Origin of the sequence: Hymenobacter sp. GOD-10R, from assembly GCF_035609205.1 — a bacterium.
Lineage (GTDB): Bacteria > Bacteroidota > Bacteroidia > Cytophagales > Hymenobacteraceae > Hymenobacter.
The window spans coordinates 1,559,403-1,571,823 of the sequence record NZ_CP141184.1; the positions used below are offsets into that span (position 1 = coordinate 1,559,403).

The following is a 12,421-nucleotide window of genomic DNA, read 5'->3' on the forward strand; positions in this document are numbered from 1 at the left end:
GCGTGCAACTCCCAAAGCTAGGTAGGCTTACGCTTGGCGCTTGGCCGTAGAGCTAGGTAGCCAGCGCTGATTTTGGCAAATGGAGCAGGTATGCTTGCCCACCGATAGCGTGTTAGGGTAGCCACACGTGGAGCAAGCGTACGAACCAGCATCCGTGATTTCCAACTGGGCTTTCTTCAGCCGTTCCGGCCAGATCGGTAAGCCGGGCTGCACTTCTTCATCCGGGTAGAAGTAAATGCTCACGTTGCCAGTGGCTTCCATGTACAGCTTGCGTACCTGCCCAAGGTGCTCTACCTGATGTTGACGCAATTCTCCGAATAGCTCTTTCTGAGTGAGGTTTTGCTTTTTGAAAGTGGTCATTTCTACTCTGCCTTCGTCAATAAGGCAAACAGTAGCCCCTTCCAGCCAGTCGCTGAATCGTACTGACTTCTCCGTGAGAAAGTTAAAGCCTAGGTACATCAAACCGACTACCAGAAACACGACGGCAATGTGCGTGAGCGGCACATCGGAGTAGAACATGGCGTCGCCGGCCGCCGAGCCTAGGGCCAAGATGATGCTGAGCTCGAAGATGGAGAGCTGCCGTACGCCGCGGCGACCTGTGAGACGCAATATTCCCAGCACCAGCAGATACGTGATGGCGCAACGTAGTGCGACTTCACCTAAAAAAGCGGGCGGTGCGTCTTCCGACCAAAAAATGCGATGCCAATCAAAGGGCTCTACTTGCTTAGCTTGGGCCATTAGTAAGGAACAGAAGAAAGGTGTTTCAACCGTGCCAGTGAGGGCTGCGCAGGTAGGTAAAAGATTCTCTGCTGCTTAACGCAATGGTTGAGCTAGGGTTAGCCTATTGTATGTAGGTACAGGAAAATAGTTTGGTGTTGATAACCTTGGCTATATCCAATTTGGCGAATTGGAGTACACCAGGAGTACACCGTCGGGAAGCAACTACTGGTATGGCAAAGCAACGGCAGCAGCAAGAGTATGTGTTGGAAGGAGTAACGCTGGAACAAGTTGTTGATGGCGTGGAAGAACTGACGTTTCATACCAATGTGGGACGCATGCCCGCGAGGCTACACCCAGCGCCAGCAGGGGCCCCGGCTGTGGTGTGGGTAGGAGGTGCAGGCGGCGGCCTCGACGGACCCGCCTGGGGCATGTACCCCCGGCTAGCCGGACAGTTGGCTGCCCGGCATATTGCCTCTCTGCGGCTGCATTATCGCCTGCCCAATCACCTGGAAGATTGTGTGGTCGATACGCTATTAGCGGTACAGCACCTAGTACAGCAACGCGGTTACGGCGCGGTGGCGTTGGTTGGGCATTCGTTCGGCGGAGCCGTGGTGATTAGCGCGGGGGCGCTTAGCCACGACGTGAAAGCCGTAGTAGCCATGAGCAGCCAAACCTACGGCACCGATCTAGCACCGCAGGTGAGCCCGCGGCCCTTGTTGCTGCTGCACGGTACTACCGACGAAATTTTGCCTGCTACCTGCTCTGAAAATATCTACGACCGCGCGCAGCAGCCGAAAGAGCTAATCCTATATCCTAACTGCCGCCATGGCCTCGACGAGTGCCGCGACCAGGTCGACGCTGATGTGGTGCGGTGGCTAACACAACAGTTGCTTCTTGGGGCAGCAGTTCACTAGAGAGGAGGGTGTCATGGGCAGCGTAGCCTTGGCACAAAGGGTTCAACACTTATTATCGTACAAAATCTTAGCATTATTGATGATATGTAGTAAAATATCACTATTTCCTTAATGTTAATTTAATGCTAGAAAAGATGAACGTAATACCACAGTGCTATTGGTAATGTACTAATAGCCTTGTTCTGCTAGCTTATTGTTATATAGGCCATTACAAAATTGTCGTTTTTGCTTGCGGGGAGAATGGCATCTACATTAAGGCGGATCAATCTAAACCGCCTGCATGAAACAAAAATTACTCGTGAGCATTCTGCTCTTGTTTACGTTGCTGCAGCAAGTAAACGCCCAAACTCGAAAGCTTTCCGGCCGCGTCACTGATCGGCAAACGGGAGAAGGGCTGCCGGGAGTAACGGTGCTCGTGAAGGGCACAACCAACGGAGTTTCGACCGGTGCCGATGGAGCCTATGCGCTGACCCTAGCTGGTGCTGGGAGCACTTTGGTCTTCAGCTCGGTGGGCTACGAAACCACGGAACGTCCGATCGGGACGGAAAACCAGATCAATGTTGTGTTGGCTTCGAGCAGCAAAGAGCTGAACGAAGTCGTCGTAACGGCCCTCGGTATTGAGCGCGATGTGCGCTCTATTAACACCACACAGCAACAGATCAAAGGAGATGAAATCGCCCAGCGGTCGGAGCCGAACGTGCTGAATGCGCTGCAAGGCAAAGTTTCGGGGGTGAATATCACCAGCTCCAGCGGCTTGCCGGGCTCTTCGACCAACATCAACATTCGTGGCATCACGTCGCTGCAAAACAGCAACCAGCCGCTGTTTGTGGTCGACGGTATTCCGATCAGTAACTCGCTGGATGTGACTAACGGCACAACCCTGGGTACCCTAGGTGCCGCGCAATCGTCGAACCGCGCCCTCGACATTGACCCCAACAACATTGCCTCTATCAACATCCTGAAAGGACCAGCGGCAGCGGCTTTGTACGGGTCACGGGCCGCGTCGGGCGCCATCATCATTACCACCAAAACCGGCGGCAATGCCAACAAGAAGCTGGAAGTAACGGTGAACTCCGGCATCAGCTTCCAGCAAGTGTATGGCCTTCAGAAGCTTCAGAATGACTACGGCCAGGGCACCAATGGTGTACTGACCACCACCAACGGCGACATCAACACTGGCTCACAGGCCTCGTGGGGGCCGCGCTTCGGCACGACGCCGACCCTAGCTAATGGCTTGTTGCTGGCGAATGGCTCGACGCTGCCCTACCAAGCTTACCCGAACAACATCAAGGATTTCTTCCAAACAGGGCGGCTACTGACGAACGGTGTAAACATCGCTGGGGGCAATAAAGACCAGAACTTCAACCTAAACATCAACAACACCGATCAGAAGGGTATCACGGACTTCGCCACGCTCAAGCGCACTAGCATTCAGCTTGGCGGCAACACCACACTGCTGAACAAGCTCAAGGCCGGTGGTTCCGTAAACTTGGTTTTAACTAACCAGCTAGGTGCGCCTGTGGGCAATGGCAGTAGCGCGTTTGGGCAGTTGCCGAGCACGCCGCGCAGCTACAATCTGCAAGGGCTGCCGTACCAGGATCCGGTTACGAACCGCAGTGTCTTCTTCTCGGGTGCTGATAACCCGTACTGGAACCTGCGCAACAACCCCACGACGAGCGCCTTGACGCGCTTTATCAACGTGGGTAACCTGAGCTACGAGTTTGCGCCGTGGCTGAACGTGGCCTACCGGGCCGGCTATGACACCTACACCGACCGGCGTAAGCAAATATATGCCGTTGGCGCCGCCCGGGTTCCTTCCGGCCAGATTCTCGATCAGTCGATCTTCCGTAGTGAGCTGAATGGTGATTTGCTTATCACATTGAAGAAAGATCATATCCTGACGCAAGGGTTAAATGCCAACTTGCTGCTGGGCCAGAACATTAACCAGCGCCGTTTCCAAAGCATCTCGTCGCAGGCTGATAACGTTCTGGTTCCCGGCTTCACCAACGCTTCCGTAGGGGGCGTGTTCTCCAACGGCACCGGCGAGCGGTCGGAAGTGCGGCGTTTGCTAGGCTATTATGGGCAGTTATCGTTGGCTTACAACGACTACCTGTTCGTGGATGTGACCGGCCGCGTCGACCAATCGTCGACCTTGCCTAGCAACAAGAACTCGTACTTCTTCCCCTCGGCTACCCTAGGGTTCGTGTTCTCCGATGCTTTCAAGATTTCGTCTGACCTCTTCTCCTACGGTAAGTTGCGGGCCAATATCGCGAAAGTAGGCCGGGACGCTGACCCGTATTCGCTGACCACGCCGTACGCTGTGGTGGTGCAAGGCAACAACGTAGCAGCCCTCAACTTCCCGTTGAACGGCGCTGGCGGCTTCCGCATCAACCAGACCCTAGGTAACCCGGCACTGAAGCCGGAGTTCACGAAGTCGTACGAGGGCGGCATCAACGTAGGCTTCTTCAACAACCGCATCACGGTTGACCTGACTGCGTACAAAACCATCAGCAGCAACCAGATTGTACCAATCACAATCCCCGGCAGCACTGGCTTTATTCAGCGCTACGCGAACGTAGGCCGCTTGGATAACAAAGGCATTGAGGCACTCGTGAACGTAACGCCCTTCCGCAACGACAACTTCCGGTGGGACATCTCGGCAAACTACACGCGCAACCGCAACAAGGTGGTGTACATCGCCGAAGGCGTTGAACGGGCCCGTATCAACGGCCAGGGCTTCATTGGTAGCTTGCCGTTCATCGTGGCGGGGCAGCCGTACGGCGTGATTGTGGGTGGTAAGAAAGCCACAGCGCCTGATGGGCAGTACATCATCGATGGCCGGACTGGCTTGTTCGTGGCCGACATTCCAAACTCCATTATTGCCGATCCGAACGTGAAGTGGCAGGGTGGCCTCACCAACAGCTTTGCTTACCGCGGCATCAACTTCTCGTTCCTAATTGATACGCGGCAGGGCGGCGATGTGCTGTCCTTCACCAACGGTACCTACCGCAACAATGGCGCCCTGGAAGAAACTGGCAAAGACCGCGAATTGCCCCGCATCATTCCGGGTGTAATCGATAACGGTGATGGTACCTACCGGCCCAACAACATCGAGGTAGACGCCCAGAGCTACTGGCAATCGTTTGGCTTGCAAAGCAACCTGAACGTGTACGATGGCACGGTGTACCGCCTGCGCGAAGTGGTGCTAGGGTATGATTTGCCCAAGAGCCTGCTCACGAAGCTGCCGTTCGGTCAGGTAGGCATCTCCCTGACGGCCCGTAACTTATTCTACTACGCGCCTAATGCCAACTTCGACCCCGAGCTGAACACGCAAGGCGCAGGCAACATCCGGGGCCTCGACCTGCAAGGTCCGCCGAACGCGCGCACGTACGGTGCTAACCTTCGCTTTTCCTTCTAACGGCTCCGACTGATTTTATATGAAGCAAACCTCTTTTCTTCGATATTCCTTGGCGGCCGTTTTTGCATTCGCCGCTGCCAGCTGCGACAAGGACAAATTCTTGGATGTCAACAACAACCCTAACCTGCCGCTGACCGTGCCGCCCACGGTGCTCTTGACCGGCGCAGAGGCCTCTACCGGCTTTGTAGTGGGCAACGAGCTAGGTCGGGTGACGGAGCTGTTCATTCAGCACACCGCCGGCATCAACAACCAGCCGCGGACGTATGACACCTACCAAATTCGCGGCAACTACGACAACCAGTGGAACAACGAGCTTTACGGCGGCACCCTGATCAACTTGCAGCAGATCATTAACGCCACGCAGGAAACGAGTCCTGCTTACGCCGGCGCGGCAAAGATCCTGAAGGCGTACAACTTCGCCCTAACCACCGACTTATGGGGCGATATTCCTTATTCGCAGGCATTGCAAGGCAACCTAGATGCACCAAACTTCGCTCCGCGCTTCGACACGCAGCAGGATATCTACCAGGGCAACACGAGCCTAGGTGTGCAAAGCTTGTTTGACCTGGTGAAAGAAGGCCTCGCCGACCTGGATAAGACCAGCGTGCTCAAGCCCGGTGCCGACGACCTAGTGTACCAGGGCAACCTAACTAGGTGGAAAAAATTCGGTAACACCTTGTTGCTCAAGCTAGCCAATACCATCAGCAAGAAGAATCCAACGCTGGCTACCTCCATCATCAACGAGGTGCTGGCGAAAGGCACGGCCGCCCTTATCGTCGACAACGCCGATGACTTTCAGGTGCCGTATGGTACGGCGGTGGGTAACCAGAATCCTTTCTACGCCTACAACTACGTCAACCGCCCTGATGACCAGATGATGAGTCAGCGGTTCTTGGATTCGTTGCGGGTGAAGGATGATCCGCGGCTGCCGTCGTTCTTCACAACCACGCCGGCCAACTCAGCGGCTACCAACACGTCGCGGGGCATCTTCACGGGGTATGATAACGGCAGTACGGCCACGGTGCCCGTTCGAGCTAACCGCTCGCGCTTCAGTACTTATGTAATCGGAACGAGTGGCGAGGCGCCTGTGCGCTTAGTTACCAACTTTCAGCGGGCGTTTATTCTGGCCGAGTCGGCGTTGATTTTGAAAACGGCTGGTGATCCGCAGGCGCTGTTTCAGGAGGGCATTCGGGCTTCTATGGCGAAGGCCGGCATTTCAGCAACGGACATTGCGGCTTACTTCACCGCTAACCCTCGTATCGTTATACTCGCCGGCTCCGATCAGCACAAGCTCAACCAGATCATCACGCAAAAGTGGATTGCCTGGACCGGCAATGGCTATGAGGCTTACAACGACTTTCGCCGCACGGGATACCCGCGTTTGGCATTGACCACCAACCCTAGCTCGGAAAGCCCGACCTCTATTCCGGTGCGTTTGTATTACCCCAACGTGGAAATCTCGTCCAACGTGTCCAACATTCCCACGCCGCAGCCCCTGACCAACGTGCCGGTGTGGTGGGATGTGCCTTAGCCTTGCCGAAGAGCTAACCGTTTCACTTCACCTTGTGCTTTCTCATGAAAAAATACATACATCTTTTCCTGCTGCTCACACTTGCTACTGGCCTAGGTGCTTGCAAGAAAGAGTACGACGACAAAACCCTAGGGCCGCTGGAAGACAGTCTGGCCGATATTCCGATTACGGTTCCCAACCAGGAGTTCTTCGAGCGTTATCCCGTCGTCACGGCTTCGGTGGCGCAGGCACCTAGCCCTTTCACCATCACCCTTCAGATTCCGGTCGAAAAAGGCAAGATCAAGGAAATCACGAAGATCACAACGGGTGCTACGGGTCTGGCAGTGATGCAAAGCGTGGATACGCTGGCCTACAACTACAGCCGCGCAACCAAACGCACGGTGCCTATCGCCGGCAATGGAAGCAACCAGATTACGTTCACGTCGAACCTCCAAACCTACACGACGTACCGCAACCGGGTAGGGGCCGCCAACGCTGGTCAGCCCGGCGTGGTGGCGCCTACCACGGCGTTCAACGACCAAAACCCCAATCAGCTACCCTTCTACTTCCTGCTAACCTTGGAAGATGGCCGCCAACTGATTTCGACGGCGGTGCGCGTACGAGTGGTGAAGTAAGAGCCACTACAAGAGCGAATAAAGAAGCCCCAGCCGGATTCGGCTGGGGCTTCTTTATGTAAAAAACAGAAGGACTTAGTGACGGCGCGAAGGAGCGCTAGCCCAATCAGGATCGTAGCGCACGCCCCCAAACAGGTACAGCATGATGGTGCGCGAGTAGCGCAACGACAGCGTACAAGTGAGCAGCACCCCAATTGAAACGCATGTGACATACACCCAGGTGTCGGGGTCGCCGGCTAGGTAGTAAAGCAAGACGCCCACAACCAGCATGATGCCGGTACCAAAGGCAAAGCTGATGTACATCGCACCCCAGTAAAAGCCCGGCTCAATTTCATAGAGCTGTCCGCACACGGGGCAGCGCTCTGGCATGTCGGTAAAGTGCGTTAGGTTGAAAGCGCTGTGCGTAAACAAAGGCCCCTGGTGGCAGCGCGGGCAGCGCTGATCCAGCATGGCTAGCGTGGAAGATTCGATGGGTTTCATAACAGGAACGGCAGGCAATGACGTGGACATCATACAGCTCGGTAGGTAGTGTGTACGTTCCGGAGCTAGGCAGGCTGCCTTCTAAGGCAACTTTTCAGAAAATACCTCCCGGAAGCGCTGCAAAATTAACCCTGCCCCGCGCCTCGCGCACGGGCTACTTGGCGGTTTGTACAGGACAAATCAACGCTGGTGGCGAAAGACCTCGGGCGTGAGGCCGGTGTACTTGCGGAAGTAGCGGCTAAAGTAGGAAGCATCATCAAAACCTAGGTCGTCGGCTATCTGCGCCACCGACTTTGCGGAGTGGGAGAGGAGGCGTTGGGCTTCCATTATCACCCGCTCGTGAATGAGCGTGCTAGCTGTTTTGTTCAGCACGCGCCGGCACACGGCGTTCAGGTGGTTGGCCGAAAGGTGTAGCAGCTCGGCGTAGGCGCCCACCGTGCGCACGGTGCGAAAGTGCTGGTTGAGCAACTGCCCGAAAGCCCGGATCTGCTGCTGCCCATAGAGCGCCTCGTGGCGGGTGGTGTGCTGGTAGTGGCGAGCAGCTAGCTCCAAGCACAGGTACACGTACGACCGAAACACGTCGGCTTGGTTGTCGTGTTGACTGGCATTTTCGCCAAACATCCGCTCAAACAGCGGCGCAAATTCGTTTTCTGGGCTAGGTAAGTACAGCACCGGCGGCTGCGTCGTGTCGAAAAATGGATAGTCGTAGAGGCGGCTGCCGGGGTAGCGAAACAGGTAGAAGCTAGGGTCGAAAAACACGATGAAGCCTTGCGCATCGGCCTGGAGCTGCAAGCTGTGCACTTGGCCCGGAGTCATAAAAAACAGGCTGTCCGGTTGTAATTCGTAGGTTATCAGGTCGATGGTGTGCGTGCCGTGGCCCTGCGTCACGTACAGCAACAGGTAGAAGTCGTGGCTGTGCGGCAAGCTCAGGCCAGGGAACTTGGCCGCGTGCGCCGGTAGCTGCTCCACATAGTAAGGCTTGCGCTGCCTCGACTGCTGCGGAAATGACGTGATGGCCAGTACAGGTAAATCGGAAGCCTTCATGCTGCAAGAAACTCACGGAAACCGAATTACATCCGCAAGAATGACAGCTAAATAACTATTTTACGAACTGTCAAGGGCTCGTTGCCGTGGCCGTTATCTATATGCGCGTCGCCGTTACGCCCGATGTTCTGCTGTTGTATGCCGTGTTGGCGCAGGCGGTTTTTGCGGCTGGCTTGCTGTGGTTTGCCCCGCACAACCGGCTGCCTAATCGGTTTCTGGCCTTGCTGATGTTTGCTATGGCTCTGTGGTCGTTCGACGGGCTGCTGCGCGCGGCTAATGTGTACGGGCAAGACGCTAACTGGTACTTCAAACCGATTTATTACTCCTTCGCTTTCGGGCCGCTGCTGTACTTCTACGTGCAGAGCTTGATCAACCATGCTTTCCGTTTTCGGCCGCGGCACTGGTGGCATTTTGGACCCGTGCTGGTGCAAGCTGCGCTGTATTGGTGGCTCACTTTTCAGCCGTACACCACTAAGCTTTGGTTTTGGGAAAACGTGCACCAGCCGTACACCTACCGGGTGGAGTTTATCGGCACTTGGGTGTCGCTGCTGGTGTACCTAGGGTTGAGCTTGCGTCTGCTGCAACGATACCAGCGCTGGCTGCCCGACAATTTCTCCGAGACGTCGCAGCTGCGGCTTTCGTGGCTGCGCGTGCTGCTGCTGGCCCTCGGTATCGTGAGTGCGCAGTGGCTGGTAGAAGTCATACTGCGCGAGTTCTTCGACCTGTACTATGCCTATGACTATTCGACCTGGCTGCTCGGTGGGGTGGTACTGCTGATCGGGGTGGTGGGGTTGCGGCAGGCGAACATGGCAGCCGTGAACTTCGCTCCCGAAGAAGCCTCGACCGAGCCGGAAGATTCAGAAAATGAAGCTGTTGTAAGAAGTGTCCAACGCAGTGGACTGGGGGCGCCGCCCCCAAGTACACCGGTCATCAGCGAAACTGCCGTTGAAGTGCCGCGCCAAGCAGCTGTCGTAGAGCCTGCCGTGATGGCCCGGCTGCAACGCGCCTTGGAGGAAGAGCAACTGTACTTAAATCCGACTCTCTCCTTGGCCGAGCTTTCCGCACACACTGGCCTAGCTCCTCGCCTGATTTCTTTTACCGTGAATAATGGCTTCAATCAGTCCTTCAACGACCTGGTGAATAGTTACCGCGTGGAAGCCGTGAAGCGTCGCCTAGCCAACCCCGCCGATGTGGCGCGGCTCACGCTGCTAGGTATTGCTTACGAATGCGGCTTCAATTCCAAAACCACCTTCAACCGCATTTTCAAGCAGTTTACGGGCGTCGCTCCCAGCGAATACGGCCGCGGCACCTGATCAAGTAAGACTGGGCATACTGAAGTCTTGGCCTAGCTTAAGGCTAGGTGTGTGGGTTACGTCCAAAAAGAGCGTCGGGCTACACATGCCAAACCAGAGTTCGAAAAGTGCAGCCCGACGCTCCATCGGGGTGTAAATATTTATTCCACGTCCTATCTATACACTCTATCTAGGTTCTATTTACTGCGTCGTTACTTCTAGGTCGCCGCCCTCGCGGAAGAGGGTGTGGTCGACGAAGTAGCCCTGGTTGGTTTTACCGTTTACCTTGATTGGACCTAGGTTTCGGCTCGGCCCAGACTTTTTGATGGTCACTACTTTGCCGTTGTCCATCTTCCATTTTACCTCATCAAAGACGGGCACGCTCACGATGTACTTGGCATCGGCGGCGGAATACGGATATAAGCCGGTGGAGCTGAACACGTACCAGGCCGACATCTCGCCGGCGTCATCCATGCCGGAGTAACCTAGGCCGTCTTTGCCCATGCCGTAGAACTTCTCCATAATCTCATCGAGGCGGCGCTGCGATTTCTCCGGTTTGCCGACGAAGTAGTAGGAGAAGGGCGTTTCGTGGTCGGGCTGGTTACCGTGGCAGTACTGCCCAATGAAGCCCGATACGTTGCGGGCAATGTGGTTCGGGTTCCAAGGCACCGTAAACAGCGAATCTAGTTTATTCTCGAAGGCTTGCGGGCCACCGTACAAGGCCACCAGGCCGGGCATATCGTGGGGTGCGAAGAAGGACACTTGCCAAGCATTGGCCTCTCGGTACATATACTCATAGTAGGGGTACTTGGGGTCGAAGGGTTTCACCCACGTACCATCGGACCGCCGGCCGCGCATGAACTTCCGGTTGGGGTCGAATACGTTCTTGTAGTTCTTCGACCTAGCCATCATTATGCGGTAGTTGGTGGTATCACCCAGGATCTTGGCGAGCTGGGCCACGGCGTAGTCATCAAGGGCGTACTCCAGCGTTTTCGACACGCCGGCTTTGTCTTTGGTTTCTACTTCGGGGTTCGAAACCTCGTTAGTGGAGATGTAACCTTTCTCGATGTACTCGGTGATGTGCGGGCGCGTGCCTCCTTCTACGGTGGCATTGCGCAGCAGCAGCCGATACACATCTTTCAAGTCGAAGTCCGTGATACCGCGTTGGTAAGAACCAGCAACGAGGGCCGCGGCGTGGTCACCGTGAAAGAACGTCGGGATGAAGCCAGTTTTATCGCCCACATCTTGCAAGGACTTAATTACATCGGTGGCTACCTGGGGCCGGAGCATGCCCACCAGCAAGTCTTTGTTGCGGTACGTATCCCAAAGAGAAGGCTCGGTGTAATAGTTGAAGCTAGCTTTCACCACGTTGCCCCGCACGTCGCGGTATTCGCCGTTGGAGTCGCTGCGCAGCGCCGGCCACAGAAAGGAGCGGTACAGGCAGCTGTAGAACATTTGCTTCTGCTTGGGCGTCCCGCCCTTTACCTCTACCCGCGACAGTAGACCTTCCCAAGTTTTGGCGGCTTCCTGGTGCACCGCGTCGAAGGAGCGGCTACCTATCTCTTTCTCTAGGTTCTGCTTGGCGTTCTCCACGCTCACGAAAGAGATTCCGACTTTCAACTCTACGGGCTTGCTGCCACCATCGGATAGGTGCAGCACAGCTAGGCCGTCTTTCGTGCCTTTGCCTTGCACATCGAGGTTCTGCATGTTCTCGCTGAGCATCGCATAGAAGAACACGGTTTGGCGTCCGGTTTCCTGGAAACCCTGCACAGCAGCATCGCCAGCTTTTTCGATGTTCCAGTTCGATACTCGCTCGTTCGACTGCGCCAGCTTGAACACAATGCTGCGGTTCGCCTTTTGGCTGTAGCGGTACTGATGATAGCCGCAGCGCAGGGTAGAAGTCAGGCGGACCTGCACGCCGTAGTCTTGCAACGTAACGCCGTAGAAGCCGGGCGAGGCAGTTTCGGTCGATTTAGAAAAGCGGGAGGAGTAGTCACCTTTGGCGTTGGCCGCTCCCACTACCGGCAGAATGGGCAAATGGCACAGGTTCCAGTGGCCTTTGTTGGTGTGGGTGAAGGCATAAATGACGGAGTCCTCGTAGTCGTAGCCAGCACCGGTGTGAAACTCGGTGATGGGGCTCAGCTGCACCATGGCATTGGGGACCGAGCTACCCGGAAACACAAGGCCGGCCCACACGCCGCGCCAGTCTTTGGGCGGCGCGTAGCCGATGGTCTTGGGGTCGTTGAACGGCGCCGTGCCCATAAATGGGTTTGCGTACTGCAAGGGGCCACCTTGCGTTTTGCCGCTACTCGTCTTATCGCTGCCATTCTGCGGAGTGGTTTTGGCGCAGGAGAAGGCGCCCAGGGCCGATAACAGAATCAAGTAGCTCTTCCGCTTAATCATTGAAT

The 12,421-nt window shown here is 55.8% G+C and carries 9 protein-coding genes; 5 read left to right on the forward strand and 4 right to left on the reverse strand.

From position 1 onward, the window contains the following. Positions 1-27 precede the first annotated feature (27 nt). Positions 28-738 carry a DUF421 domain-containing protein gene (locus SD425_RS06415; protein ID WP_324676606.1) on the reverse strand — a complete coding sequence of 237 codons (711 nt, stop codon included), beginning with the start codon at positions 736-738 and terminating at the stop codon, positions 28-30. A gap of 212 nt (positions 739-950) precedes the next feature. Here SD425_RS06415 and SD425_RS06420 point away from each other — a divergent pair, with 212 nt between their 5' ends. The 4 genes from SD425_RS06420 (at position 951) to SD425_RS06435 (ending at position 7,197) form a co-directional block, all read left to right on the forward strand. After that, complete coding sequence (locus SD425_RS06420; RefSeq protein ID WP_324676609.1) at positions 951-1,634, forward strand: alpha/beta hydrolase; 684 nt, start codon at positions 951-953, stop codon at positions 1,632-1,634. A 280-nt stretch (positions 1,635-1,914) separates the two neighbouring features. Then, the gene (locus SD425_RS06425) at positions 1,915-5,052 is read left to right on the forward strand and encodes a SusC/RagA family TonB-linked outer membrane protein (RefSeq protein WP_324676611.1); all 3,138 of its coding nucleotides are present in this window, start codon (positions 1,915-1,917) and stop codon (positions 5,050-5,052) included. A 19-nt stretch (positions 5,053-5,071) separates the two neighbouring features. Further along, a complete protein-coding gene (locus SD425_RS06430; RefSeq protein ID WP_324676613.1) occupies positions 5,072-6,583 on the forward strand; it encodes a SusD/RagB family nutrient-binding outer membrane lipoprotein in 1,512 nt (503 codons plus the stop codon). A 44-nt stretch (positions 6,584-6,627) separates the two neighbouring features. Then, complete coding sequence (locus SD425_RS06435) at positions 6,628-7,197, forward strand: hypothetical protein (RefSeq protein WP_324676616.1); 570 nt, start codon at positions 6,628-6,630, stop codon at positions 7,195-7,197. A 75-nt stretch (positions 7,198-7,272) separates the two neighbouring features. Here the strand turns inward: SD425_RS06435 and SD425_RS06440 are convergent, their stop codons facing one another. Both SD425_RS06440 and SD425_RS06445 read right to left on the reverse strand, forming a co-directional pair. Continuing rightward, complete coding sequence (locus SD425_RS06440) at positions 7,273-7,677, reverse strand: DUF983 domain-containing protein (RefSeq protein ID WP_324676618.1); 405 nt, start codon at positions 7,675-7,677, stop codon at positions 7,273-7,275. 180 nt (positions 7,678-7,857) lie between these two features. Next, positions 7,858-8,721: a helix-turn-helix transcriptional regulator gene (locus SD425_RS06445; protein ID WP_324676620.1), complete on the reverse strand. Its 864-nt coding sequence runs from the start codon at positions 8,719-8,721 to the stop codon at positions 7,858-7,860. Between the two features lie 101 nt (positions 8,722-8,822). On the opposite strand from SD425_RS06445, the gene SD425_RS06450 reads away from it, so the two are divergent. Beyond that, a complete protein-coding gene (locus SD425_RS06450) occupies positions 8,823-10,034 on the forward strand; it encodes an AraC family transcriptional regulator (protein WP_324676622.1) in 1,212 nt (403 codons plus the stop codon). Positions 10,035-10,214: 180 nt separating this feature from the next. Here SD425_RS06450 and SD425_RS06455 read toward each other — a convergent pair whose 3' ends face one another. Beyond that, positions 10,215-12,416: a GH92 family glycosyl hydrolase gene (locus SD425_RS06455; RefSeq protein WP_324676624.1), complete on the reverse strand. Its 2,202-nt coding sequence runs from the start codon at positions 12,414-12,416 to the stop codon at positions 10,215-10,217. Between the last annotated feature and the right edge of the window lie 5 nt (positions 12,417-12,421).

Coding starts and splice junctions, on each gene's coding strand:
- SD425_RS06455 (WP_324676624.1), bottom strand. CDS start 12,416: ATGATTAAGCGGAAGAGCTACTTGATTCTGTTATCGGCCCTGGGCGCC.
- SD425_RS06445 (WP_324676620.1), bottom strand. CDS start 8,721: ATGAAGGCTTCCGATTTACCTGTACTGGCCATCACGTCATTTCCGCAG.
- SD425_RS06440 (WP_324676618.1), bottom strand. CDS start 7,677: ATGAAACCCATCGAATCTTCCACGCTAGCCATGCTGGATCAGCGCTGC.
- SD425_RS06420 (WP_324676609.1), top strand. CDS start 951: ATGGCAAAGCAACGGCAGCAGCAAGAGTATGTGTTGGAAGGAGTAACG.
- SD425_RS06415 (WP_324676606.1), bottom strand. CDS start 738: ATGGCCCAAGCTAAGCAAGTAGAGCCCTTTGATTGGCATCGCATTTTT.
- SD425_RS06450 (WP_324676622.1), top strand. CDS start 8,823: ATGCGCGTCGCCGTTACGCCCGATGTTCTGCTGTTGTATGCCGTGTTG.
- SD425_RS06435 (WP_324676616.1), top strand. CDS start 6,628: ATGAAAAAATACATACATCTTTTCCTGCTGCTCACACTTGCTACTGGC.
- SD425_RS06430 (WP_324676613.1), top strand. CDS start 5,072: ATGAAGCAAACCTCTTTTCTTCGATATTCCTTGGCGGCCGTTTTTGCA.
- SD425_RS06425 (WP_324676611.1), top strand. CDS start 1,915: ATGAAACAAAAATTACTCGTGAGCATTCTGCTCTTGTTTACGTTGCTG.